We start from the raw sequence: 26,018 nt of genomic DNA, 5'->3' as shown, positions 1-26,018 counted from the left end.
TGGTCAAACTTGTATTTAATTCAACGATCAATGAAATTTGATTTAAAATAAATTGCTGTGTTCAAGGACTACCATTTATTTTATCACAAGAAAAGTTAAATAATGGCATCATTTATTGAAGAAAGCTCACATTACCGCAAAAATATATTAACCGGTGAATGGATTCTGGTATCTCCACACCGGACTAAAAGACCCTGGCAAGGCAAAACTGAAGATCCAGACCTGTCAGAGCGGCCGGCTTACGATCCCAATTGTTATTTATGTGCAGGAAATACCCGGGCCAATGGGGAAACCAATCCGGATTATGAAGATGTTTTTGTTTTTACCAATGATTTTGCGGCCTTAACTTCGGATAGCAGCCAGGATGAATATGAGGAAGGATTGTTGTATGCCGTAGGTGAAACCGGGATTTGCAGGGTAATTTGTTTTTCACCCAACCATTCCCTTACCTTGGCTCAAATGGAAGATGAGGCCATTAAAAAGGTGGTAGATACCTGGCAGGTGCAATACAAGGAGCTGGGCAGTCATGCAAGGGTAGATCATGTGCAGATTTTTGAAAATAAGGGAGATGTAATGGGATGCAGTAACCCTCATCCACATGGACAGATCTGGGCGCAATCTTCAGTTCCTGTAGAAGTACAGAAAAAGTCATTCAACCAGAAAAAATATTTTGATAAGCATAAAAAAAGCTTGTTGAAAACTTATCTGGAGGAGGAGTTAGGTCATGGGAAAAGGATAGTTTTGGAAAATGAGGACTTTGTGGTTGTGGTGCCATTTTGGGCAGTATGGCCATACGAAACAATGATTATCCCAAGAAGGCATGTAACCAATATTTCAGAAATGACTGAAGGAGAAAAGTTAAATTTTGCAAGAGCAATTCAGGGTATCACCATTGCTTATGATAACCTTTTTGAGTGTTCTTTTCCTTATTCCTCAGGAATACATCAGGCCCCAACCGATAAAAATAATTATGACTTTTGGCATATGCATATGTCCTTTTATCCGCCATTGTTAAGATCTGCAACAGTGAAAAAGTTTATGGTTGGTTATGAAATGTTTGCCAACCCCCAAAGAGACATTACCGCAGAGCAGGCCGCAGAAAAATTAAGGTCATTGCCAGCCACTCATTATAAAAACCGTAATCCGGAGTGGTAATTTATTGATAAACTGCAAAAAAATGGCTCAGGATATTTTTTTCCTGAGCCATTTTTTATCTTCTCTTTACAATAAATATAACTTAATTTAGATTGATGTCTTTTACCACCTGAATTCCAAATAGTCCATTCTCAATTGTATAAGTGATTTTAGTAGAATTTGAAATATCATTTTGATTAAAAAAGAATCTTAATCCAGGGTTTTTATCAAATCGATTGTCAGGCAATGTAAACATGCTAGTTTTAATTAATTTGGAATTACTACCTCTGCTGCTATAAGACCAATCCGTAATATGTGAAATCGGATAAGTTTCGGTCTTTGGATTTTTGGTAAAATTGAAATTAAGAAATAAAAATAGGCTTAGAATTGAGGGAAAAACACCGAGAGAATTAAAGAGTATATTTTTTTTAAAATAATTGATTTTAAGATAAGAAGATAAAAACCCCAATAATCCCAAAGTTAGATAAAGTACGATCACTACCCATGTGCTCATTATGGTATTTATCCCAATCTTGAAAAAAAGAAAGTTGCTTAAAAGAAACAAAAATAGAGTCCAAAAAAATTTAGTTTGAATAATTCTAAAGGAAGCAGATAAGAAACTTTTTATTGGAACTATTTTTAAACTTAGTATTCCTTGAAGTAGAAGTCCGGAAACGAGCAATAGAATAAAGCTAGCCACGATTAACCCTAATTGACCGCTTTGTGTGTAACCAATATAAGGGGTATAAAAAATGATTGACAGGCATATAAAAAGTACAAAATAGTCAAAAACAATTTCAAAATCTGTATAGGATCTTTTATAAAATACGGTTCCTTTAAAATCATCAAAACTCATATTTGAATAACTCTCCAATTCAGTTATGTTAAGCTTATCTTTATTTATTAAGTAATGATAAGCTTCGGTAACCAAAAGGAAATTTTCAGTAGCGGATGGATCATTGTTCTTATCTGGATGGAGAAGTTTAGCCTTTTTTCGAAATGCTTTTTTTATTTCATCTTTGCTAGCTCCTTCTCTTAGGCTTAGAATATGTAAATAATTCTCTTCCAAAATTTTGCAATTTAGTTGATACCTATTAATCCAAAACCATTAACCCCTTTAAAAATTATCACTCAATAAAAATAACCTACCGGATTGGTATTCACTTCAGAAACCAAAATAGAGATGTTTTTAAATTCTTTTTCCAGCATCCTTTTTAATAAATCACGGGTATAAGTTTCACTTTCAAAATGCCCGACATCAGCAATTATGATTTTATCTTCTGCATCAAAAAATTCATGATATTTAAAATCTCCGGTGATAAAAATATCGGCTCTGGCCCCAATGGCCTTTTTTAATAAAAAGGATCCGGCTCCCCCACACACTGCTATTTTTTTTACGGAGTCTTTCACTAAAGGCGTATGCCGGATTACTTTCAGATCCATTTTTTCTTTGAGGTAGGCAAGGAATTCTTTAGCAGGCAGCGGATCAGGCAAATTACCTGTCATTCCCGAGCCGATTTGCTCATATTTATTTTCCAGATTATGCAAATAATAGGCTACCTCCTCATAAGGATGAGCTGTTTTCAAAGCATTTAAAACCTGGCCTTCCAGGTAGGAGGGAAGGATTACTTCCAGTCTTATTTCTTCTACAGACTCCAGTTTGTTGGCTTTCCCGATATGGGGTTTGGCCACCTCATTGGGTTGGAATGTGCCGGTTCCTTCCAGTTGGAAACTACAGTTAGAATAATTCCCAATATTCCCGGCTCCTGCTTTACTTAGTGCCTCAAGTACTTCTTCCTTATTGGCTTTCGGAACAAATGTGGTTAGTTTGGTGAGGATGTTCTTTTTTGGGGAAAGTGTCTTTAATCCGGTCAGACCCAACTTTTCGCAAATCATGGCATTTACACCATTATTTACATTATCCAGATTGGTATGAATGGCATAAATGGCGATATCATTTTTAATGGCTTTAATTATTGTTTTTTCTACATAATTTTTACCATTAATTTTTTTCAGACCAGAAAAAACTATTGGGTGATGAGCTACGATCAGGTTGCAATTTTTTTGGATGGCTTCCTCTACAATCACCTCTGTGCAATCGAGGGTGGTAAGGATTCCGTTGACTTCCCATCCCGACTCTCCGGTGATTAATCCTGCATTGTCATAACTTTCCTGATAGGCCAGTGGGGCAATAGATTCAAGGTAATTGGTTATATTTTTTATCTTCATTTTTTTACAAATTCATTTCCAGTATTGCATTTACAAAGATGAAGATATAAAAAAATAAAAAAAGGCAACCTGCGAATAGATTGCCTTTTTTAAGAAAATTGTTCCTTTTATACGTGAAACTGTTCTTTAATATTTTCTGTAACTACTTGTCCATCAAATAAATGAATTACCCTGTGGGCGAAATTTGAATCGTGGGGAGAGTGTGTTACCATCACGATTGTAGTACCAGATTTGTTTAGTTCAGTCAATAAATTCATTACTTCCTCACCGTGGGCAGAATCAAGGTTTCCAGTAGGCTCATCGGCAAGAATTAATGGAGGATTGGCAATTACGGCTCTGGCAATGGCCACCCTTTGTTGCTGACCTCCGGATAGTTGCTGGGGAAAATGGTTTCTCCTGTTCATGATGTTCATTTTCTCCAAAACTGCTTCCGCTTTTTCCTTTCTTTCCTTAGCGGGAACTTTTAAGTATAAGAGTGGAAGTTCTACATTTTCAAAAACTGTAAGTTCGTCTATTAGGTTAAAACTTTGGAAAATAAACCCGATCTGTCCTTTTCTAAGTTCCGACCTTTGTCTTTCAGAATATTTTGAGACTTCTTTGTCAAGAAACCAATATTCTCCTTGTGAGGGATTATCCAGAAGGCCCATAATGTTAAGTAAGGTTGATTTTCCACAACCTGAAGGTCCCATAATGGCTACAAATTCACCTTTTTTTACATCAAGGTTTACGCTATTGAGAGCGGTTGTTTCTATCTCTTCGGTAGTGTAGATTTTTTTCAGGTTTTTTGTGCTTATAATCATAATATCTCAATAAGTTTTTTTGTTTAGTAATCCGAAAACGTTTTTTTAATTAATTTGACACTAGGATATATCAATATACGCATCCAATACAATTTCTGCCATTAATTTATGCTAATTGGTGAAATTGTCATTTTAGCGGATTTATTTGTGTTATTTGAGTACAAGTACTTCATTTTCACCGAAATTATCATAGGAAGAAGTAATTACCTTTTCCCCTTCCTGCAGACCGGAAGTCACTTCAAAATAGTTTGTATTTTTCCTCCCAATCTGAATTTCTCTTTTATAAGCTTTACCTTCATCTTCATTTACAACAAACACATAGTTGCCTCCAGTGCTGGAATAAAATCCTCCAACAGCCAGCAAAGTAGCTTCAAGAGGGCTTCCTAATTCTATTTGAATTCTTGGTGAATATCCCCTTTTTATACCAGCAGGAGCGCCATCCAGAAATTCCATGTCTACTTCAAACCTCCCTTCGGAAATGGTTGGGAATATTTTTGTAATCTTCATCTGATAGGTTTTGCCTGTATAATCAAACTTTCCAATCAAGCCTTTTTCAATTCTGGGAAGATAAAGCTCATCTATTCTCACCCTCACTTTATAATTGTCCATTACATCAACCTGACCAATTCGCTCTCCCTGAACTACGCCCTGGCCAAGTTCAAGGTCGGGAGTGGCTAACTGTCCGGCAATTGGTGCCCGGATAATTAAATTATCAAGAATATCACCAACAGCATCAAGACTCTTTTTCATTCTGGAAGTAATCATTCTTTGCTCTATCGCTCTAGATGCTTTGGTTAATGAATCCTGTTTGTAAGAAGAATATTGGAGCTCTCTTACCTTCAGGTTATACAAATAAGGCTTTTCCACTTCCTCAAACTCTCTTTTAGAGACAAGGTTTTTGGAATAAAGTTGCTTGAATCTTTCATATTGTGGGCGAAGCAATGCAATTTCATTGTCAATTCTGGCCAATTCAGATTCTAGCCTCAAAGAAGTGTTTTCCATTTCCAGTTGAGTCCTTCTGGCAATGTTGATCTGTTCGTAAAGTTGTGTTTCCCTGGTCATGACTTCTCTTTCCAGGGCATCATTTGCCAATAATAGAATGGTGTCTCCCACATTGACAACTGCACCTGTTTCCCTTACAATTTTTTTGATTGTTCCCCCCTGAATCACATCAAGGTAACGGGTTTCTATTGGAAGTACGGTTCCGGTTTGGGGGATAAATTCCTGGAAAGATCCTTGTTTTACAGTGGAAATGGTAATCTTATCCCTTTCCACATTTAGTTTTGATCTTCTATCGGCAAAGATAAAGCTATAAAGTACACCGGAAACCACAAGGGCAATAAAACCTATTCCGGAAACTTTCTTTACAGTCCACTTTTTCTTTTTAATTTTTCTATCCATTACCTTTTTATATGAGTGAGTTTGTACCCTATTATTACAGTTAAATTATCATTCTTGCTGATCGTTTTCCAAAAGGTGTGCCATTAGCAAAAATCGCTGTTTTTAGCCAATCAGGCTATATTATTTAATTTTCATTTGATCGTTTGCGGATAGTAATGTCCGTCAGCGAACAGTAAAATCTGACTGGTTTTAAAGAAAGTTAGTGGTGTTTTTTTTGATTTGCTTACTCTTCATTAATTTACTGAGAAAATCAGGAAAATGCTAATGCAGTGTGGGATATAACAACTATCTGGGCATTATGAAAATGATGCTGAAATTTCATCAGGAAAAATGATTAAAAAACTAAACTGGAAATATGCCATTGGGGAAATTATTATAGTCATTATAGGGATTTCCATAGCCTTTTCACTCAATAATTGGAATGAAGAAAGAAAAAAGGAGGTAGAGAGGATTAAATACCTGGAAAGTTTTAAAATGGATTTGGATGATGAGATAAATCATCTAAGGGAAAATATTGAAACCTTCGAAAACAAAATATCCTCTATTCAGGGGCTTTTCCCTTTTTTATATGGAAAACAGGCTGGAAGAGATACTGTGGTGAATGATGTATTTGAACTGGCCAATGTGGTGATTTATAACCCCCATGATGTTACTTATAATGCTCTGATCAATTCGGGTGATCTGGGTATTTTTGATAATTTCGAATTGAAGAGGGCTATAGAATATCATTATGCCAATCAGGTGCAGGTAAAGTTGGATTATAAAAGGCAGAATAGTATCATGGAAAATTATTTTGGCGATTTCATGATATACAATTTAGATTATGGAAAGATTAGGTCAGGCGATTATAGTTTTATTGATGACAAGTTATTGAAAAATATTATACAAAGTTTATATGGAACTTACGGGATTGCCATTGGCTCTTCCACAAAAGAAATAGAACGTTGCCAGGAATTGAGATCTTTACTGGATGAAGAATTGGAAATGCTGTAATCCCCAGAAAATTTAATCATTAAACTTAGTTGACAACAAAATGATAGCCACCATTACATATCTCGAACTGAAGTCCCCATTCAAATTTTTTGCCTTATCAAGAAAAGCATTGGATATTGTGAATCAGGTAAAGAAAACGAATGCGATAGCTTATAAAAGTACCGGCTTCTGGACGAAACATTATACCATGACCTTGTGGCAAAACCATCAGGAAATGCGGGAGTTTGCCATGAGTGGTGCCCACAAAGAATCCATGAAACACAGTGCAAAAATTGCAAAAGAAATCAGGACTTATACCTTTGAGACTGAAAGTTTACCAGCCTGGTCAAAAGCAAAATCCTTAATTATGGCAGAGGGTAAAGTTTTAAATTTTTAAAGATCATAAAAATATCATGGCTCACTTACCAGAAAAACCAGCTCTGAAAGATTTTCAGGAATATATCAAGGAGGTATGTGCTGAAAGAGGATGGGATAAAAATAACCATCTTGAATTGTTCCTGCTTTTTACAGAAGAAATTGGAGAGTTGGCAAAGGCTATTAGAAAGCATGAGAACCTTTACCATGAAGAGGGGAAAGAAGATTTACCTTTTGAATTAGAAGAAGAATTTGCCGATGTTTTTGCATACCTGTTAGACCTTGCCAATTATTTTAAAGTGGACCTGGAAACCGCCTTTAGGAAGAAAGAAGCGGTGAATGAGAAACGGAAATGGAAGGTTTAGAGGAAATTACTAATCTGGTTTGCGGACCATCCAAGCAGATGCTTGAAACAAAAAAACAGGAATATTTGAACTGATTATTTAGATCTAAACCAGTATGGTTTCCTCCCCCTTTTAAATGACCCTAAGGATAATATCCACTCAAAAGCAAACCCTGATAACTAAGTACAAGCATTCAACCACCATTTTACATTACAATCTTTAAAAATTAATGCTTAATTTTCGGTGACAAAATTCCATATATTTATTTTAATATTTTTTAAATGGTAAGGCACTTCACTTTTATAATATTTGTTGTACTGGGTTTCTTACAGGGATGTGCACCTGTGGAAGAAAAAACTGAAGAAATGGATAAAGAAGAGGAAAAACCGGTAGAAAAAGTAGATCAGCATAGCTTCGCTATTCCTGAAGAGGCAGTGATGACCTTTCTTGATTTGTATATCGAGGTTGATTTTAGTGAAAAGGTGATCAAGGGTACCGCCAAAATCACTTTTGAAAATCATTCATCAAACAGACTTTTTCTGGATACTAAAGGGCTTTTTATAGAATCAGTAAAGGTTGGGGACAGGGAAGTGAAATTTACCCTGCATGAGGAAATTCCTTTTATGGGAAGTGCCCTGGAAATTGAGATTGATACTTTTACCAATGTAGTGGAAGTAAACTATAAAACTTCGGCTGACGCTCCGGCCCTTCAATGGTTGAGTGCGGCACAAACTTCTGGAAAAAGGCATCCATTTTTGTTTACCCAGTCCCAGGCCATTTTAGCCAGATCGTGGGTGCCCTGTCAGGATAGTCCCGGAATCAGGTTCCCATATAGTGCTACAGTTACCGTTCCCAAAAACTTAATGGCATTGATGAGTGCAGAAAACCCTCAGGAAAAAAATGATTCAGGTATTTATCACTTTAAAATGTCGAAGCCGATTCCGGCTTATTTGTTGGCACTTGCTGTGGGTGATATCGATTTCAAATCACTCGGTAGCAGAACCGGAGTTTATGCAGAACCTTCCATGCTTAAAAAATCTGCGGATGAGTTTGAAGATTTGGAGAAAATGCTGACTGCTGCAGAAAAATTGTATGGTCCATATAAATGGGGAAGGTATGATCTTATTGTTTTACCTCCTAGTTTCCCATTTGGTGGAATGGAAAATCCCAGGCTAACTTTTGCTACACCAACCATTATTGCCGGAGATAAATCTCTTACTTCATTGGTAGCGCATGAGCTGGCGCATTCCTGGTCAGGTAACCTGGTAACTAATGCCACCTGGGACGACTTTTGGCTGAATGAGGGCTTTACAGTTTATTTTGAAAACAGGATAATGGAAGAAGTTTATGGAAAGGAAATAGCCAAAATGCTGAGTTTGATCAGTTATCAGGATTTACAGGCAGAAATGGAAGGGATGAATTATTCGGAGGATACCCGGTTGAAACTGAATCTGAAGGGCAGAGATCCCGATGATGGGATGACTTCAATTGCTTACGATAAAGGTTATTATTTCCTGAAACTTATTGAGGAAACCGTAGGAAGAGAAAACTGGGATGCCTTTCTTAATCAGTATTTTTCGGAAAAGGAATTTCAGGCTATTTCCACAGAAGATTTTTTGGCTTACCTGAAAGAGAATTTGCTTGACAAACATCCCGGTGCGGAAGAAAAACTTAAAATTAATAAGTGGGTTTATAGTGCCGGTTTACCGGAAAATTGCCCGGTGATTCAGTCCGATAAATTTGAAAAAGTGGAAATGGAGATTGTGAAATTTATGGATGGAGAAAAGGCAAGAAACCTCAATACCAATAAATGGACATACCAGCAATGGGTACATTTTATTAGAAAATTAAGCGATTCGGTAAGTATTAGTCAGATGTCAGAATTGGATCTGGCTTTTCACTTTACCAATACTGGAAATAATGAAGTGCTTTTTGAATGGCTAATGCTGGCGGTGAAAAAAGAGTATAAACCAGCTTATCCAAAAATGGAATATTTTCTAAAGTCGGTAGGTCGAAGAAAATTTATAGCCCCTTTGTATAAAGCTATGGCTGAGAATCCAGCTCAAATAAATTTAGGCAAAAGAATTTACAAACAAGCTAAATCAAATTATCATTTTGTGGCGGTTAATACCATAGATACTTATTTTAGTGAGCAGTAAAATGAAAATTAATTTTTTGAATTGTAAAAATAAATGATGAATATATTAAAATCGGCTTCTTTATATTTCCTGTTAATTGTTTTAATATTTGCGTGTAAATCAGGTGAAAAGGCTAATGGAAATAAATCGGCTAAAATGACATCGCTAAAAAACACAAAATGGGAGCTGTACGCATTTGAGGATGGAAAGCCAATTACTTATCCCGATGAGAAAAAAGCTACTTTAGAATTTGATGAAAGTGGGGTGAAAATAAGTGGATTTGCCGGCTGCAACAGGTTTTTCGGCTCTGCTACGGTTGAAGGAGAAGCTATATCTTTCGGACCACTGGGGGCTACAAAAATGATGTGTGCCGAACCTGCCATGGGAATAGAAGATAAATTTCTAAGCCTGGTGGATAAAACAAGCAGTTTTGAAGTAAAGGAAAATCAATTGCTATTAAAAAGCACTGAAGGAGTAATTCTTACTTATAATAAAGTGGATTAAAATGAGGATTGGGTTCATTTTGCTTTGTTTTTTGATATGGTCTTGCAATAAAGGAGAAGAGCCTCAACTGGAGAAAATTACCTTTGACCTTTCACTATTGAATAAAAAAGGGGTTTACGGACCTCCTAATGGATTAAGGGCTCTGGATTATGAGTTTTGTATTCCTAAAAATGAAACTTTTAAAAAGGAAGTTTTATCAATTGATCCGGGTGTGAAAATACATGAGGAATCGAAAGGGAGAATAGCCTGCTCGGAAAATGAATTTTTATGCATAGGAAATACACATCAGGAAGGTCATCGGCAAATACTGGAAAAACTGACAACTCTTCATTATATTAAAAGAATTGACCAGTGTTTTTATGAATAATTGATTCGAAACACTTTTTAATTAATTAGTCCTGGTTAAATCACTGGTTAAATCCAGAACAACCTAAATTATTTTTTTAGCTGCATGATCTTCAAAATATTTTCCAAACCCGCCACTCTTTCCGATCTTGAACTGATTCGGAAATACCAGGAGTCTGGGGAGGAAAAGTGCATTGGAGAACTATTTGATCGCTATATTGATTTGGTTTATGCGGTGTGCCTAAAATATCTCAAAAACCAGGAAGAAAGTAAGGATGCAGTTATGCAGATTTTTGAAAAATTGATTATCCAATTGAAAAATCAGGATATCCAAAATTTTAAAAGCTGGTTGCATGTGGTGGCCAAAAATCATTGCCTGATGCAGCTGAGGGCAAAGAAAAGTGAAAAAAGTTTTGAATCCATTGAAGAAACTCAGGGGCTGGTTATGGATTCTTCTTTGGCTTTGCATCATGATAATGAGGATGAACTTGAAAAAGACCTGGTTTTGATGGAAAAGGGAATAACTGCCCTGGAGGAAAACCAGAAGGTTTGTGTAGAATTGTTTTACCTGAAGCAGAAAAGCTATAAAGAAATAGCAGGAATCACCGGCTTTGAATCTAAAAAGGTGAAAAGCTATATCCAGAATGGAAAAAGGAAATTAAAAATTTTTATGGAACAGCAACGTGAGTAAACAAAAATTTCATAGGGAATCTGGCGCAAATTCTGGCATTACCACGGAGGAAATGCAAAAATACCTCAATGGCGAGCTTTCTCCTGAAAGAATGCATTTCCTGGAAAAGAAAATGCTGGAAGAGGAGCTATATGAAGATGCCATGGAAGGAATGGAGGTAGTGGATAATTTTAATAATTTTAATGAAGATGTTGTTGATTTAAGAAAGCAGTTAAGCCATAGAGTAGGGAACCAGAAAAATAAAAGCGTATTTTTTAATTATAAAACTTATGGGATAGCGGCTACTTTATTACTCTTAATTGTATCTTCCTATTTGTTTATCAATAATTTCGGAGGGAGCAAGGAGGGTGTTCCAATGGTGACAGAGGCCATGGAAAAAATGCCTGAAGAAAACCAGTCTCTCAAGCCTGAAGCACCAAAAGATGTTGAGCCTGATTTACTTGCTGAGGATATTCCGGGTGGTCCGCCAATGGTACAGCAATCCCCTAAAACTGAAAGTAAAGAAAATTATCAGGAAGTAGAAAAACCCACTACAAAACCAGAGAAAACAACTAAGGCTTTAGCTCCATCGGTAGCCGTTCTTGATGAGGATGAAACATTTGAGCATAAAAAAGCAGAGCCGGTTGCGGAGGAATTTTCTGAAGATGATTTTTCTACAGAGGAAGAACTGGCATTTTCTACTACCCCTAATCAGGATTCAGTTGTGTTTACCCCCGCTGAAGGGTTTGCTTTAAACAGGGCATTTTCCAACAAATCCATGAAAAAAGAGGCAAAGGGGAAATCAGCTCCACTAGGAAGAGTATTGAAGGGGAAAGTATTTTCTCAGGAAAACAATGAACCATTGGCTGGGGTAAGCATCACATTAAAAGGAACAGAGGTGGGTACACTTTCTGATAAAAATGGTAATTTTTCCTTGCCTATCAATAGCACCGAAGAAAACACCACTGTTCAAATTTCCTTCCTTGGATTCGATACGCAGGAAGTCGCTCTAGGTAAAAATGATGAAGTTGACTTTTACCTGAGTGCTGACCTTTCCCAATTGGATGAGGTTGTAGTTTTGAAATATCAGGGAGAAAAAATTGATATTGTTAATTCCGGAGCCTTGCCGGATGAAACTGAAGATTATCCAGCCTTAAGGAGGGAAATTAAAAGAATAAAAGAGCCCAAACCGGAGGTAAGTCCCGCAAAATATAAAAAGTATCTGGAGGATAATTTACGGTATCCTGAAGCTGCTAAATCACAACAAGTGGAAGGGGTGGTGAAATTAAAACTCAGCTTGGACGATAAGGGAAATATTGTGGATGTAATTGTTGAAAACAGTGTGGGTTATGGTTGTGATGAAGAGGCTGTTCGATTAGTGAAAGAAGGGCCTAAATGGGAACCCAAAAAGATAAATGGAATCCCATGGGAAAGTGAAAAAATAGTGAAAGTTAAGTTCAAGCTTTAAATAATTACCTTTTTATTGTGGGGTTTGAGAGTGGTAAATGTAAATACTTGTTAATAAAACTGAATAACAAGGTGTATTTTTCTGTGGGTTTTCCGGGAATTTTAGTGAAAACATCCTATAACGAGTGTTAATATCAATAATATTGTTGTAAATAAAATTAAATAACCAAAAATCTTACAAATGAAATTATAAAAAATCCTGATATGCTTTCCTCTTTGAGGCATCTAATGCCATATCTTAAATGATCTTCCTTTTGGTAAAACAGGTTGCCATTCTGCTATTTTATACATTAAACAAATTGATATTCTCCAAATCATTCCTGTTGTAGTACTTCCAACTCCCTAATTCCTTATTTACCAATATCTCCCGCATCTGGTTAAAACTTACATTGTAATGAAGCCATAAATCCATCCTAAGCCAATACATACAGCAGAAATTCAGTAAATCGTTAACAATGGTAAATACGCGAATCCACCTAACACTTTAATAAAACTAACAGTATGAGTAGACTTTACTATTGCTTTGTCTTTACCTGTACTTTGATTTTTCCGCTTGAATTGCTCTCCAATACAGAAACTTTGGAAAAGAAAAGTGCTTTAATCAAGGATATGGATGTGGTTACAAATCCCGTTGTGGCCAATCTTAAATTAACTTCCATGTGCTCCGGATCAACAAAAGAGGAGAAAATGTGGAGGATAATTAACCCGAATGAAATACCCATAGAAGTGGAGTGGTGGGTTTATAAAACGGAACAAAAGGGATCTTTAATTGCCGCTCCTGGTGAATCCTTTTTCTTTACAAAAGCACTTTCAGGGCCCAACACCACAATCATCAGATGGAAAAGTGGAAATAAGTGGAAACAAACCGTAAAAGCAGCGCTGGAAATGTTTTGTGCTACTGAATTTGAATTGTCTAATATTTCTCTTAGTGAAAGTTTGCCAGCTGGTGCCGAGGTGGGGACCTTTACTTTTTCAGGTGAAGAAAATCCTAATTATTACCTGAAATTAATGCGAATGGGTTGTGCTTCCGACAATGATTATTTTACGATATCAAAAAACAAGCTTTATACGAACCATAAATTTAATGCTAAGAAAAAGAAAGAGTTTAAAGTCAGGATAATGGCCTTAAATATCTGGGACAAAAAATTGTATTTTAAAACATTCACTTTAAAAGTGGAGGATACCGCAAATCCACCAACTGATATCCTTTTTAGCATAAACTCAATCGATGAGTTTTCACCAAAAGGAACTGTTTTAGGAGAATTGGAAGGCATCAGTGATCAGCCACAGGAAACACTAAATTTCACCCTGGTGGATGGTGATGGAAGTGAAGATAATATTTGGTTCAGGTTGATGGGAAAAACCGTTTTATTGGATAGCATACCTTATTTTCAGCAGAAAGATACTTTAAAGTTCAGGGTTCAGGTGGAGGACAATTACGGAGGGGTTTATCACAAAGCATTTGTACTGGCTGTAAATAACCTGAAAGATCAGCCCACAGGCATTCAGCTTAGCAACCAAAATTTGGATGAATTAAACCCTGCACATTCTTTTGTGGGTATATTAAGTGCTACTGACCCTAACCCTTTTGATAGTCATGCATATACACTGGTCTCAGGGGATTCTGCTTCAGATAATCATTTGTTTTTAATTGAAGGAGACTCCTTGTTTGCCAAAGTTTCTTTTGATTATTTTCAGAAACAAAATGCATTGGTAAGAATTCAGGCAACTGATCAGGAAGGTGAAGCATATTCCAAGGGTTTTAAAATAGATATTAATAATGTAGTAAATCCACCAACTGCCATTAATTTTTATACAGATAATCCGATATTCGAAGATGCTCCAGTAGCATCAGGTCTTGGTTATTTTGAGGTAATTGATCCGGATTTTTATGATGCTCACACTCTGGAGTTGGTGGCAGGTTCTGGTGATAATGATAACTTGTTCTTTTCAATTGTTGATGATACATTAAAAAATATTCTACCTTTTAACTATGATGAACAACATCTTTTTTCTGTTCGGGTAAGGGCAACTGACTTGGATAGTGGAATTTATGAACAAGTGGTGGAAATTGAAATAAGGGATGTAATTGAGGAGGGCAGTGGATCATTTAATCCCGGAGAAACCGATTTTGGTGTGAATAATAGTACCAATGTGCAATTGGGCGATTTTGATGCAGATGGAGACATGGATGCTTTTGTAAGTAATCAGGGGGAAAGCAGCCATGTTTGGTGGAATGATGGCGATGGGAATTTTACAAATTCTGGTCAATCTTTTGAAATTACCACTATTTTCGATGTGAAAACGGCAGATATTGATGGTGATGGAGATTTGGATATTCTAATTGGAAACTGGGCATCAGAAAATACAATTTATCTGAATAATGGTAATGGTATCTTTTCAAAATCCAATCAGACACTTGGAAATGATTTTAGCCTTGGGCTGGTAGTCTATGATTTTGACAGCGATGGAGACCTTGATGTGGTTACAGCCAGTTACTCAAAAGAAAATTCAGTTTGGCTTAATGATGGTGCAGGAAATTTTAATTTGCATACAGGTTTTGGAGAAAAATTGTCGTACAATGTTTTAAGTGGAGATTTTAATGCGGATGGAATTGTAGACATTCTGGAATTAAGGGCTGGAGGAACTCATAAAGTATGGTTGAATGATGGACAGGCAAATTTTACGGATAGCGGCAATGATATTGTAACTAATCTGAACATATTCAATGCAGGAATCGGGGATGTGGACGGAGATAATGACCTTGATATTGTAATGGCTAACTCAACAGGTGGTAATTCTGTGTGGACCAATAATGGGAATGGTATTTTCTCGAATACGGATCAGGTTTTAGGAGATGCCAATACCCATAATGTGGTGCTTGGAGATTTGGATGAGGATAATGATTTGGATATTATTTTCGCCAATAGAAATGCCGCTATTGGAGTCTGGAAAAATGATGGATTAGGGAAATTCACCAAAACTGCCTTGGATATGGGGGTGATGGATAGTAGGGAAATTGCTCTTGGAAATTTGGATAGTGACCAGGACCTGGATGCTTTTATTGTGACCAATGGACAGGAGAACCTGGTTTGGCTAAATATTACCCCACCTTCTGGTATTACACTTTCAAATAATAGTGTGCTTGAAAATTTACCTGTCAATTCAATAATAGGAAATTTTGAGACAAAGGATTTGGACGTGAATGATACTTCCCATTATGAATTCGTAACAGGAGAGGGGGATTTAGATAATGGAAAATTTAATATAGTAAATAACCAACTATTGACTAACCAAAATTTTAATTATGATGATCAACAATCTTATTCAATTAGGGTAAGATCCACAGATTCAGGAGGTTTTTCCACCGCCCAGGTATTTAAAATAACTGTAATCAATATCAATAATGCTCCGGTGATGGATAGTATTCCTGAAATTCACTTGGCTTTTAATGAGCCTACAAAATTGATTAATTTAACTGGAATTTCCGATGGAGATATTGATGCTCAGGTGCTGACTTTTGAGATGAGTAGTTCCAACCCTGATTTATTGGAGGTTTTGGCTATCAATTACATTCAGGGTGATACATTGGGAAAATTATCATTGAAACCTGCTTTGGATCAGTTTGGGGAAACCCTGATTACCTTAAACCTGAGAGACAATGGGGGAATTGAAAATGGAGGAATTGATTCATTGGTATTGCAGTGGAAAATTGTGGTGGAAGAGCCGGACACTATAAGTGAATCACTTTCTGAAGAGCCAATTTTGGAGGACCATTCCAATGATCAGTCGGAAAGGTTAACTACCTTAGGAAGTGAGCTGGCTGCTGAAAAAGAATTAAGTGTAGAGTTTTACCCAAATCCTACTACCGGATTGCTTTCTATAGAGTTTAGTGAGAATCAATTTAAAGGGAGCAACCTGAGGGTTGTAGACTTGGGTGGAAATGTGATTGTTTATCTTAATCCCCAAAATGGATTGGAAACAATTGATATTTCCTCTTTCAAACCGGGTATTTATCTCTTAAAAGTAACCAATGGAAATCAGGAATTTTCTAAAAAAATAATTAAGAAATAGCCTGATCAATAATTAAAAATGAAAAGGGAAGTGTTTTATGAATAACACTTCCCCTTTTTTTTACCTCCAAATAAAATCCGTTAGCTTTTGCTTAAGGGTTATTGTTATTTATAATTTGAATCCATCCCTTTACAAGTTCGGTTTCATCTTTTTCTCTAAGTCTGATGGTTTTCAATTTTGCACTGTAATAATAAACACCGGAGCTAAGTTGTTCTCCATCGTTGTTTTTCCCATCCCAATTGATGTACTTGTCTCCATTTTGAGAATAAACAGTTTGTCCCCATCTGTTCACTACTGTGAATTCCACACTCTCCACAAATTTGATGCATTTAAATGGTCTGAACAGGTCATTGAAGGCATCTTCATTTGGTGTAAATACATTCGGAAGTTCATAGAACGGGCAATTGTCATTACAATCCAGGTTACTAAAATCGCTCTCGTTTCCAGTGGCATCCAGGGCGGTAACGGCATAACAACCGGCCACCGAGGTTAATCCGGCATGGATGTAGTTGGTGTTAAGTACATCAGTAGCGATTAATTCCAGTTCACCATTTTCCCTCGGGGAATAATAAACATTATAGGAAACAATTTCCTGATCACAATTGGGGTCCGGATCTATTTCCCAGGAAAGCCTGTTCGAAAATAGGGTGTCACCTACTGAACAATCAGCAGTTTGATCCTCCAACTTAACTCCAATTGTACTACAATCCAGTTTTTCTACTGTAAGGGTAGGAGGGCATGGGGCAGTTGTATCCAGCACTACCGCACAGGAAATCTGGCTGTTATTTAATAAGGAATCTCTGATGAAATCATTATCATAAGTTCCTACAGTGAGTACTTTGTAACAATACTCTTCTTTTTCCACCACTGGGAACCCGGGAATTTCCCCTTTATCCACATAATTAAATCCATCTTCAGTGATATCTACACTATCAATCAGGATGAAATTATCCTTGTTATTGGGGTCTGCCCTAAACACATAATGTGTAGTAAAATCACTGGAACCAATACTCCATGGTACATTGGCTTCCCATGATAATTCTACAGATTGAAGGGCTGGTTTGGTCATCAGGTCTACCGATGAAGCAGAACTTGAAGTATCTACTAAAGTACCCTGGGAAAATAAATTGATCACGTAATTGTAGGGTAATCTTTCTGTATCCAGCCCTGTATCTACAAAGAATGTATCCAATTCATTAAAAACTGTTGGGAGATCAACTGCATTGGTATTGCCATCAAGACCTTCTGACCTTGTCAGTGTATAAGTGTACGGTCTTGGGTATTCTACCGTATCGATAGTGATTGGTGTTGTCCATCGGACTCCTATTTCTCCATTATTCCTGTCCGTTTCCAGTACATCAACTTCTACAATGTAAGGGGCGAGCTGAGGAATGAAAACACAAGTTTCTTCAGAAGCATAGCTTTCCCCACCTGTGGGCTCAGGGAATCTTACAAATATTCTGTAACAATAAGTGGTTCCTTTTTCCAGGCCTCTGCCTTTATTGTCGTCAATAAAGGTGTTGGTGTTGACATCAATCTGACCAATTTGTTCATATCCGGTATAGGCTGGTAAACCTGTTTCACAGTTATCAGGTTGGAAGTCGAATGCACCTTTCCTTCGCCAAACCGTCATTACAGCACCTTCATTAGGACAGGGATAATTGTCCCAATTTAAAGTAACAGTATTGCTAACCAGGTCCACATCGGAAACAAGGTTTTCAGGAGCCGGCCCCACTACTCTGATAAGCCAGGTTTGCAAATCTGCCAGTTTGAATTCGTTTTGGTCTGGTTTATCTACTGCTTTAAATGTGGCCTGGTAAGGTTGCCTTCTAATATCCGAACACTCTGATTTCCAGGTAAATTCTCCTTCTTCATAACCATTTGGTGGTTGTAATCTCAATACTTTAAATTGCGCCTGGTTAGCATGTCCCCCGGTATCCGGATGAACAAACAGCCCTCCTTCTCCCGTAAGGGTGATATAATCTGAATCAGGATCTCTGGCACTTATGGTATCAATTAAGGTACTACCAGCCACAATACAAGTATCCATTGGTACCATTAATTCCGGGCGTTTATTATTTCCTTCCACCACAATTATCTGCATATCCCTGTTTACCGAACCAATCTGGATACCATTTCGCCATTCATCCACATAAAAGGCAACATTATATTCCCCAAGTTCCCCTGGGGCATCCCAAATCAAATCTCCATTAAAGGGATTAAGAGTAAAGGTGGCTACTCCTGTTCCGTCTTCTTTTACCCCATTAAAGTCAGGATGGTCCGGGTATTTATATTGAGACACTTCGATGGCATTCCCATTATTATCCTTGCCTTGCTTACAAACCGTTAGTCTGTATGATAAGCTATCTCCATCTACATCATAAGCTCCGGGATTGTGAATATATCTTTGTCCGATAGCGGCTTTATCTACTGGTGGGATGAGCAATACAGGTGAAGAATTCAGCCCAAATGCAGGGTTAATCCTGAATACCGACTCTATGTAAAAGGCAGTATTTCCGGAAGCAAACATATTTCTTACACCCGGATTTCTGTTTTGCTCAAAATAACTTACCCTAAATGTTCCTGAAGATGGAAAAGTGTGTTCCACCTGATAAATCAAAATTTCTGTATCACCATCAATAAATCCAAGGGAAACCGGGTCGATAACTGCAGGAGTGGCTGAGGTATAACCAAACTCAAAGGTACCCGGTTGTGCCGGTACTCCTTCTGTGTCCCTGTAAAGTATTACCGTAAATCTATAGGTAAGCGCTGATCCTCCTGAAATCCTTACTGCAGTTAAATCACCGGCCCTAATGTGGGTGGCAAATGATTCTGTGGCCAGTAGGGAAAGAACGGAAAGAGTTATGAGATAAAGTATTCTTTTTAAAATCATCTAAATTGTAGTGTTTTAGGCTTATTCCCTCAAAAAATAAAATCTCTTGTTTTAAAATTGGAATTTATTTATGCCAAAAAATGAATATCCAAGGATTAAAAAATGAAATTACAAAATGCTTTTCAAAAATAATTAAAATGCTGCTTTCTAATGCTTAAAATTTCTCTTTTTGATAAAGTCCTTTAACAAATCATTCTCCATGTCCATTGGAAACTCCATTTCTCGGATCAGGTAGCATATTTGTTTTTTAGACCATGTTTTACAGTTATTAGTTGGAATACTTGCCTTGAGAAAAAACAATCAGGTTACAGTTTTTGAATTCAATCAAGCATTCAACACATTTCCATTTAAGTTGGTTTAGTTTAAAAAAATTCAAATGGTTGCTTTAATCTAAAAATAACCTGATTTTTATTTAACGTGGTTTGTGGACAATTTTTCAATAAAATCATTAATTAAATTATAAGCCCCCGAAAATTTTGTCAATGGTAAGTTTGGGACATCGTTAATATCATGGTAATTTGGCCAGTCACCCATCAGGTAAAAGAAAAATGCAGGAACGCCATTTTGAGAAAAAAAGTAATGGTCAGAGTTTGCGGCCTGGCCTCTTTTTTTTATGGCCGGAAGGTATTTGTTTTCCTCATTTATTTGTTTTATCCATTCAAACTCTTTGGTAAGCGCTTTTCCATTCACCACCATCATTCCCTCTTCTCCGGTACCAAATAAATCCAGGTTCACTACAAATCTTGTTTTTGATAACTCAAATAGGGGATATTGAGTGAAATAGTGAGAGCCAACAAGGCCTGCTTCTTCTGCTCCAAATGCAATGAAGACTAGTGTATAAGGCAAAGGATTTTTTCCGTATTTGTGGGCAATTTCCAATAACATGGCCACTCCGCTGGCATTGTCATTGGCACCGGGGAAATAAACGTTTTGACCCATCGTACCCAAATGATCGTAATGTGCGCAAACAATAATGATAGAGTCTGGTTTAGTGGTGCCAGGGATATATCCTACCAGATTTTGAGTTTTATAAAATTTGTGTAGTACAGCTTCTACCTGGAAAATTGCTTTCTTCGCTTTTTCGGGATAACAATCTTTTAATACCTGAAATTTGGCAATTTGAAGTTGGTTTCTGGAGGCTCCAAAAGTTAATTTTTCTGTAAGAATAAGGAGTGCACCGGCTTGTAACAAATGAGCGATCCCGGGTCTGGGAAGGTCATAGATGAACTTTTCAAATTTCTGGTCCAATACCAGAGCCTGACCTTTTATATCCACCTTTAAAAAAGCTTTTAAAGCATTTGAATCGGAGAAAATCAGGGTGTCTACAGGAATGATTTTACCCTTTCCTATAAAGCCCCCTGAAGATGGGTCCATAATAAATTCCTTACCCGGAATAAGTGTTCTTTTACCAATTTTTAAGGCAAGGTCATCGGGAAAAATGTTGATATTAAGCTGAAATGGTTGCGAATAGTCATTGGTATAGCTTTTTAGTCCGGCATTTTTGAATTGAGTGGCAATATAATTGGCCGCAATTTTATCTCCATGGTAGGTATAACCTCTGCCATACATTTCTGGCGAACACAAAGTATCAATCACTTCATTTACCCTTACCATATCCTGAGCTGGTAAGTGCGAAGCAGAAAAAAAAATGAAAATAATTATAAAAATCAGGTAATTTCGAGACATTAAATTTTTAAGGTTTTTTACACATGTTAATCTACTCACTAATATAAAAATTAAAAGCAAAATGAAACCTTTAATTCTGTATATCGCAACTTCTCTCGATGGTTATATTGCCCGAAAAAATGGAGCAGTGGACTGGCTACCGGAAGGTGAAGAAGGTGATGATTATGGATATCAGGCCTTTTATGATGGCATTGATACGGTATTGATGGGAAATAAGACCTATCAGCAATTGCTTTCGTTTGGAGTGGAATATCCTTACAAGGGAACGGAAGGTTTTATTTTTACCCGAAATATGGAATTAACCAGGGATGAAAATGTGACTTATATACAAGAAGATATTGTGGAGTTTACCCAAAAGTTGAAGCAGGGGGAAGGAAAAGGAATCTGGCTGATCGGTGGTGGGGAAATTATTAAAATTTTATTAGAGGCAGACCTGGTGGATGAACTGATTATTTTTGAAATGCCTGTTTTATTGGGCAATGGCATTCCCCTTTTCCCTGAGTCTAAAAAGGAAATTAAATTGAAGTTGGAGGAAAGTAAAACCTATTCGGGTGGTATTGTAGAATTGAAATATAAAACCTTAGGGTAGGAAAATACAAAAATGAATAATTATCGAATAACATTCACCAGTCGGTAAAAATCAAGCATGGTTTTTCGGAAAGCTTCTCTTTCTTCAGCATTTTTTAAAAAATCATGTTTTTCTCTGTTCACCGTGATTTTTAATTGATGATCTTTTAGAATACTTTGGTAGATTTCTGTGGCAAACCTGAACTGGTCATCCCTATTTCCCTGAGTATAATAATAGCTTCCCGATTCCTGACTAATTTCATCGAGCCAGGTAACTGACAGCCCCTGTTCTTCTTCCAAAAAGCTATTGGGTTCTAAAAGAATATAGGCTTCATCCTGTAACCAGTTGTGTAAAATACATAGATTTACCAAAGGTTTTTGTTCGTTCTGAACTCTTTCGGTAATCCTGTATTGATCAATTTTTCCCGCCTTATGTTCTGTTTTATCATAATAACTCTGCCTGAGGTTTTTGAAGAATAAAACAGAACTGTCGGTAGTTTTATATTTTGGTTTTTCCTTGTCTATGGTCTTCTTTTTATCCTGATTACAGGACAAAAAAAGGAGGGTGAACAAACAGAAAAAAGTGAATGTGGTTTTTGAAATTAAGGTTGATTTGAAAAGGATAAGTATCATTAAAAGGCTATTAAAAAAGTTTCTAAAGGCATTGAAAGGGCTGAAAGACGGAAGCTTAAACTTATCCACGGTCCGATTCATATGGCTCCATTATTTATTAAAAATAAAAACAGGGTAAAAAGTTTAATACATCCTGCACATTTTGTCTTTTGCAGAACCAATTCAATTAATTCAACTCCTTTTCTGAGGCAATTCCACTAAATGGTAAATAAATGGTAAATTCAGTGCCATGTCCCAGTTTGCTTGAGACCTCTATTTTTCCCCCGTGTTCTTCCAAAATACCATGGGAAATAAATAAGCCTAATCCAGTACCCTTACCTACTTCTTTGGTGGTGAAAAAAGGATCAAAAATTTGTTTTGAAGTTTCCTGAGGCATTCCAGAACCGTTGTCTTTTATTGCAACTTTGGCAAAAGTACCATTTGTTGAAGTGGTAATAGTGACTTTCCCTTCCCCATCAATTGCCTGAAAAGCATTGATCAAAATATTCATAAACACCTGATTAATCTTACCCGGGCAGGCCTTTATTTCTGGCAGTGGGTTGTATTCTTTAATAATATCCACCCGGTTTTTAAATTGACTACTTATTAAAAGTAGGGTAGAGTCCAATCCATTATGAATATTATAGTTATCTATCTGTTGGTTATCTTGTCTGGAGAAAATTTTCAGCCCTTTTATAATTTCGGTGGTTCTTTCTACCCCAATGGAGATATTATTGGACACCTTTATAAGCAGATCGATTGTATGGTTAAATTGAATTTGTTCCATAAACTCCTGAATTTCCTTTAATTTTTCTTCTACATTTTCAGGAGTGATTTCCTCATATCTATGGATTAGATTAAAAATATTATTTAAGTATTTTTTCAAACCAATCACTCCGGCATTAATAAAATTAATAGGATTGTTAATTTCATGGGCTATGCCGGCTGTTAATATACCAAGAGAAGCCATTTTTTCGGATTGAACTAATTGCCCCTGAGTCTCTTTAAGTTTCTCCAGGGTAGCTGTAAGTTCTTGATTTTGAGCGTTTAACTCTTCCTGGCTTGCCTGCAGTTCTTCATTCTGTGCATTGATTTCAGTTTTTTGTTCCCGAAGAATTTTATTGCTTTGGTCCAACTCCCGGGTTCGGATTTCTACCATTTTTTTCAGAATCTTTTTCTGGCGTTCCAGAAAATTAAACCTGATTTTATACAGCAGCACTCCTAAGCCTATGATGGTGGTGGAGGCAATTATGCGAAACCACCAGGTGGCCCACCAGGGAGGTAAAACTTTAATCACTAATCTTGCTTCGTTTTGAGCCCAGTCGGTTCCATCTTTGCTGGCTCTTACCTCAAAAGTATAGGTGCCTGGTTCCAGGTTGGTATAGGTTACTTTTCTTTCTTTACCTACATATTGCCATTGCGGATGAGCAAAGTTTTTTAACCTGTAAGCATATCTGGCTTTGTCAGTTCCGGTAAATGAAATTAAGGCATATTCAAAACTGATAACCATTTGATCTTGATTAATTACAATTTCGTTTGTTTGGGATATGTTTTTGTTAAGAGGAGAGCCTTCTGCTCCTATTTTTACGTCCTGATTGAAAATTTGGAAATTAGTTAAAACAAGAGGGTTCTCATTGTTTACTTCCGGGATGCTGTCAGGATGGAATATATTAAAACCATTCACTCCGCCAAACATCAGTTCTCCTGAACTTAGAAGGGTTGCCGCTTTTGGATTAAAGTGTAAATCTTGTAAACCATCGCTGATGTCATAATTGGTAAACTTCAGTACTTTGGGGTCAAATTTTGTAATCCCCATATAGGTTCCAAGCCATAATATGCCATTTTTATCTTCAATAATGGAGGTTATATTATTACTTGCCAGGCCAGATGTTTTATTAAAACTTTTGAGGGAAAAATCTTCGGTATTGACCAGCTTTAATCCTCCGCCACCGGTACCTATCCATATTTGACCTTTTGAATCCTCAAAAATTTCATGGGGTGTATAAGCATTTTTTACATCATCGAACGTGCGAATATGAATGACTTTGTTTTCTGCGGGATCATAATAATCGATAAAACCATTACTTGTCCCATTATAGAACTTCCCGTTTTTATCAATAATAAAATCCCAAATGTTGATATCTGCTAAACTGGATGGTTCATTTGGGATTTGGGTAAAATATTCAAATGTGCCTTTTTCAGGATCAAATTTATTTAATCCACCACCAAAAGTTCCCAACCAAATTGCCCCATTCTCATCTTCCGCAATGGACAAAATATTGTTGCTATTGGGACCTGTATTTTCCCCTTTTTTTATTTTATAATTCCTGAAAGACTTTGTGTTTAGGTCGAAAAGATCGAATCCTTCTCCCCAATATCCAATCCAAATTCTATTTCTCTTATCTCTGTAAAGGTATTTTATTTTATTTCCCAGAATGCCATCATTTGATTCTCTTTCTATGTTTATAAACGTCCCCTTTTTTTTATTAAATAAATTGAGGCCTCCTCCATCAGTTCCTATTAGAACTTCCTCCGGATTAATTTCTAAAAATGCGGAAACAGTATTAGATGAAAGAAAATTTTTATTTTCCTTTTTTTGATAATAGTGTTTGAAAATCCTTGCATTCTGGTCTAAAAGTGCTATTCCCCCATTGTAAGTACCAATCCATAACCGGCCATTGTTATCTACTGTAAGTCCTTTAATTGAATTTGCAGGTAAACTTTTATTATCATTAGGATCATGAGTGAAGATTTGAAAATTATCCTGCTTTTCATTATACAATGCCAAACCTATATCACTTCCAATCCATATTTTTCCATCATTTGTCTCCTCAATTTGCCATATGTCATTACTTTTAAGGCTGTTTAAGTCCTTATTACTAGCCTGATATCCTTGGAACTTTTCAGTTTCAGGGTCCATTTTAAAAAGTCCATCTCCCCAGCTTCCAATCCATAAGCGACCTTTGCTGTCAAAAAATACGCTATATAACAGCTCAGTATTTAAAGAATCCGGGTGGTTTTTCCCCAGTCCGTAAATCGTGAACTGGTGGGTATTGGGATTAAGTTTATTTAAGCCACCACCAAATGTGGCAATCCAAATATTACCTTTATCATCCTCCTCTATGTCCATCACCCTGTTACGACTTAGTCCGTTTTCATTGTTTTTGTGTTGATAGGCCAAAAACGAAAAGTCATCTACATTGAATTTAAACAGACCAGCTTCATTTATCCCAACCCAGATATTCCCTTTAGAATCGTTGAATAGATTATTGATAAAACTGGCATTTATTTTTTTACCATCAATTTCCAGTTCGTAAGGTAACCTGATGAATTTTTCAACCTCAGGGTCAAATACATTGATTCCTCCTCCCCAGGTCCCCAACCATATTTTCCCATTTTTATCCAGGGCAATTTGATTAATATTATTATTAGAGAGGCTGTTTGAATCTTCAGGATCGTTCCTGAAAATTTTAAAGGAATATCCATCAAATTTATTTAACCCATCGCTGGTTGCTATCCAGATAAAGCCATTTTCTCCTTGTATAATATTTCTTACAAAATTGTTTGAAAGGCCTTGTTTTACATTATAACTTTTGAAAGAGAATTGATCCTGGGCAATAGCAAGAACCCCGTTTTGGATGATTAAAGCAAGGAAAATTAATCGGCAATATTTTAATTTAAAAAAAATCATCCGAAATTGGTTTATGCTATTTAAGTGGTTTTGGTGGATAGGAAAAAACCTTAATTTAATTACTTAATTTTACAAAAATGTCATTTAATTGATCCTGTTTATTCTATTATTTATAG

General features: G+C 36.5%; 19 protein-coding genes. 11 read left to right on the top strand and 8 right to left on the bottom strand.

Annotated features, from left to right (window positions below):
* Positions 1–102 precede the first annotated feature (102 nt).
* Positions 103–1,155, top strand: a complete 1,053-nt coding sequence (locus A3EM_RS0138080) for a UDP-glucose--hexose-1-phosphate uridylyltransferase (RefSeq protein WP_020533490.1) — start codon at positions 103–105, stop codon at positions 1,153–1,155.
* Positions 1,156–1,237: 82 nt separating this feature from the next.
* Here A3EM_RS0138080 and A3EM_RS0138075 read toward each other — a convergent pair whose 3' ends face one another.
* The 4 genes from A3EM_RS0138075 to A3EM_RS0138060 all read right to left on the bottom strand — a co-directional run bounded on the left by A3EM_RS0138075 (position 1,238) and on the right by A3EM_RS0138060 (position 5,564).
* Complete coding sequence (locus tag A3EM_RS0138075) at positions 1,238–2,203, bottom strand: J domain-containing protein (protein WP_020533489.1); 966 nt, start codon at positions 2,201–2,203, stop codon at positions 1,238–1,240.
* 62 nt (positions 2,204–2,265) lie between these two features.
* Positions 2,266–3,363: a Nif3-like dinuclear metal center hexameric protein gene (locus tag A3EM_RS0138070; RefSeq protein ID WP_020533488.1), complete on the bottom strand. Its 1,098-nt coding sequence runs from the start codon at positions 3,361–3,363 to the stop codon at positions 2,266–2,268.
* Between the two features lie 107 nt (positions 3,364–3,470).
* Positions 3,471–4,163 carry an ABC transporter ATP-binding protein gene (locus tag A3EM_RS0138065; protein ID WP_020533487.1) on the bottom strand — a complete coding sequence of 231 codons (693 nt, stop codon included), beginning with the start codon at positions 4,161–4,163 and terminating at the stop codon, positions 3,471–3,473.
* A 150-nt stretch (positions 4,164–4,313) separates the two neighbouring features.
* The gene (locus tag A3EM_RS0138060; protein ID WP_020533486.1) at positions 4,314–5,564 is read right to left on the bottom strand and encodes an efflux RND transporter periplasmic adaptor subunit; all 1,251 of its coding nucleotides are present in this window, start codon (positions 5,562–5,564) and stop codon (positions 4,314–4,316) included.
* 330 nt (positions 5,565–5,894) lie between these two features.
* Here A3EM_RS0138060 and A3EM_RS0138055 point away from each other — a divergent pair, with 330 nt between their 5' ends.
* The 9 genes from A3EM_RS0138055 to A3EM_RS0138010 all read left to right on the top strand — a co-directional run bounded on the left by A3EM_RS0138055 (position 5,895) and on the right by A3EM_RS0138010 (position 16,453).
* Positions 5,895–6,557, top strand: coding sequence for a DUF6090 family protein (locus tag A3EM_RS0138055; RefSeq protein WP_020533485.1), 663 nt, complete (start codon positions 5,895–5,897; stop codon positions 6,555–6,557).
* Positions 6,558–6,597: 40 nt separating this feature from the next.
* A complete protein-coding gene (locus A3EM_RS0138050) occupies positions 6,598–6,933 on the top strand; it encodes a hypothetical protein (RefSeq protein WP_020533484.1) in 336 nt (111 codons plus the stop codon).
* A gap of 16 nt (positions 6,934–6,949) precedes the next feature.
* On the top strand, positions 6,950–7,276 hold the full coding sequence (locus tag A3EM_RS0138045) for a MazG nucleotide pyrophosphohydrolase domain-containing protein (RefSeq protein WP_020533483.1): 327 nt from the start codon (positions 6,950–6,952) through the stop codon (positions 7,274–7,276).
* A gap of 260 nt (positions 7,277–7,536) precedes the next feature.
* Entirely contained in the window at positions 7,537–9,414 is a 1,878-nt protein-coding gene (locus A3EM_RS0138035; RefSeq protein ID WP_020533482.1) for a M1 family metallopeptidase, read from the top strand.
* Positions 9,415–9,447: 33 nt separating this feature from the next.
* A complete protein-coding gene (locus A3EM_RS46755; RefSeq protein ID WP_083925380.1) occupies positions 9,448–9,897 on the top strand; it encodes an META domain-containing protein in 450 nt (149 codons plus the stop codon).
* 1 nt (position 9,898) lies between these two features.
* Positions 9,899–10,264 (top strand): hypothetical protein, encoded by a 366-nt coding sequence (locus A3EM_RS0138025; RefSeq protein WP_020533480.1) that lies wholly within the window; start codon positions 9,899–9,901, stop codon positions 10,262–10,264.
* A gap of 84 nt (positions 10,265–10,348) precedes the next feature.
* Positions 10,349–10,933: an RNA polymerase sigma factor gene (locus tag A3EM_RS0138020; protein ID WP_020533479.1), complete on the top strand. Its 585-nt coding sequence runs from the start codon at positions 10,349–10,351 to the stop codon at positions 10,931–10,933.
* Positions 10,926–12,380, top strand: coding sequence for an energy transducer TonB (locus A3EM_RS0138015; protein WP_020533478.1), 1,455 nt, complete (start codon positions 10,926–10,928; stop codon positions 12,378–12,380). Before A3EM_RS0138020 ends, A3EM_RS0138015 begins: the two co-directional genes overlap by 8 nt.
* Positions 12,381–12,880: 500 nt before the next feature.
* Positions 12,881–16,453 carry an FG-GAP-like repeat-containing protein gene (locus A3EM_RS0138010; RefSeq protein WP_083925379.1) on the top strand — a complete coding sequence of 1,191 codons (3,573 nt, stop codon included), beginning with the start codon at positions 12,881–12,883 and terminating at the stop codon, positions 16,451–16,453.
* Positions 16,454–16,544: 91 nt separating this feature from the next.
* On the opposite strand, the gene A3EM_RS0138000 is transcribed toward A3EM_RS0138010, so the two are convergent.
* Together A3EM_RS0138000 and A3EM_RS0137995 are read right to left on the bottom strand one after the other, a co-directional pair.
* Positions 16,545–19,346 carry a T9SS C-terminal target domain-containing protein gene (locus tag A3EM_RS0138000; RefSeq protein WP_020533476.1) on the bottom strand — a complete coding sequence of 934 codons (2,802 nt, stop codon included), beginning with the start codon at positions 19,344–19,346 and terminating at the stop codon, positions 16,545–16,547.
* Positions 19,347–19,754: 408 nt separating this feature from the next.
* Positions 19,755–21,032: a M28 family metallopeptidase gene (locus tag A3EM_RS0137995; RefSeq protein ID WP_020533475.1), complete on the bottom strand. Its 1,278-nt coding sequence runs from the start codon at positions 21,030–21,032 to the stop codon at positions 19,755–19,757.
* A 61-nt stretch (positions 21,033–21,093) separates the two neighbouring features.
* Between A3EM_RS0137995 and A3EM_RS0137990 the strand changes: the two genes are divergently transcribed.
* Entirely contained in the window at positions 21,094–21,621 is a 528-nt protein-coding gene (locus A3EM_RS0137990; protein ID WP_020533474.1) for a dihydrofolate reductase family protein, read from the top strand.
* Positions 21,622–21,641: 20 nt separating this feature from the next.
* On the opposite strand, the gene A3EM_RS46750 is transcribed toward A3EM_RS0137990, so the two are convergent.
* Both A3EM_RS46750 and A3EM_RS0137980 read right to left on the bottom strand, forming a co-directional pair.
* Positions 21,642–22,232 (bottom strand): hypothetical protein, encoded by a 591-nt coding sequence (locus A3EM_RS46750; protein ID WP_157638288.1) that lies wholly within the window; start codon positions 22,230–22,232, stop codon positions 21,642–21,644.
* Between the two features lie 166 nt (positions 22,233–22,398).
* Positions 22,399–25,902: a two-component regulator propeller domain-containing protein gene (locus A3EM_RS0137980; protein ID WP_020533472.1), complete on the bottom strand. Its 3,504-nt coding sequence runs from the start codon at positions 25,900–25,902 to the stop codon at positions 22,399–22,401.
* Between the last annotated feature and the right edge of the window lie 116 nt (positions 25,903–26,018).

Source organism: Flexithrix dorotheae DSM 6795 (assembly GCF_000379765.1).
Lineage (GTDB): Bacteria > Bacteroidota > Bacteroidia > Cytophagales > Flammeovirgaceae > Flexithrix > Flexithrix dorotheae.
The sequence above is the reverse complement of the archived record's forward strand: the minus strand, read 5'-3'. Positions and strand labels throughout refer to the sequence as shown.

Coding starts and splice junctions, on each gene's coding strand:
- A3EM_RS0138080 (WP_020533490.1), top strand. CDS start 103: ATGGCATCATTTATTGAAGAAAGCTCACATTACCGCAAAAATATATTA.
- A3EM_RS0138070 (WP_020533488.1), bottom strand. CDS start 3,363: ATGAAGATAAAAAATATAACCAATTACCTTGAATCTATTGCCCCACTG.
- A3EM_RS0138065 (WP_020533487.1), bottom strand. CDS start 4,163: ATGATTATAAGCACAAAAAACCTGAAAAAAATCTACACTACCGAAGAG.
- A3EM_RS0138060 (WP_020533486.1), bottom strand. CDS start 5,564: ATGGATAGAAAAATTAAAAAGAAAAAGTGGACTGTAAAGAAAGTTTCC.
- A3EM_RS0138055 (WP_020533485.1), top strand. CDS start 5,895: ATGATTAAAAAACTAAACTGGAAATATGCCATTGGGGAAATTATTATA.
- A3EM_RS0138050 (WP_020533484.1), top strand. CDS start 6,598: ATGATAGCCACCATTACATATCTCGAACTGAAGTCCCCATTCAAATTT.
- A3EM_RS0138045 (WP_020533483.1), top strand. CDS start 6,950: ATGGCTCACTTACCAGAAAAACCAGCTCTGAAAGATTTTCAGGAATAT.
- A3EM_RS0138035 (WP_020533482.1), top strand. CDS start 7,537: ATGGTAAGGCACTTCACTTTTATAATATTTGTTGTACTGGGTTTCTTA.
- A3EM_RS46755 (WP_083925380.1), top strand. CDS start 9,448: ATGATGAATATATTAAAATCGGCTTCTTTATATTTCCTGTTAATTGTT.
- A3EM_RS0138025 (WP_020533480.1), top strand. CDS start 9,899: ATGAGGATTGGGTTCATTTTGCTTTGTTTTTTGATATGGTCTTGCAAT.
- A3EM_RS0138020 (WP_020533479.1), top strand. CDS start 10,349: ATGATCTTCAAAATATTTTCCAAACCCGCCACTCTTTCCGATCTTGAA.
- A3EM_RS0138010 (WP_083925379.1), top strand. CDS start 12,881: ATGAGTAGACTTTACTATTGCTTTGTCTTTACCTGTACTTTGATTTTT.
- A3EM_RS0138000 (WP_020533476.1), bottom strand. CDS start 19,346: ATGATTTTAAAAAGAATACTTTATCTCATAACTCTTTCCGTTCTTTCC.
- A3EM_RS0137995 (WP_020533475.1), bottom strand. CDS start 21,032: ATGTCTCGAAATTACCTGATTTTTATAATTATTTTCATTTTTTTTTCT.
- A3EM_RS0137990 (WP_020533474.1), top strand. CDS start 21,094: ATGAAACCTTTAATTCTGTATATCGCAACTTCTCTCGATGGTTATATT.
- A3EM_RS46750 (WP_157638288.1), bottom strand. CDS start 22,232: ATGATACTTATCCTTTTCAAATCAACCTTAATTTCAAAAACCACATTC.
- A3EM_RS0137980 (WP_020533472.1), bottom strand. CDS start 25,902: ATGATTTTTTTTAAATTAAAATATTGCCGATTAATTTTCCTTGCTTTA.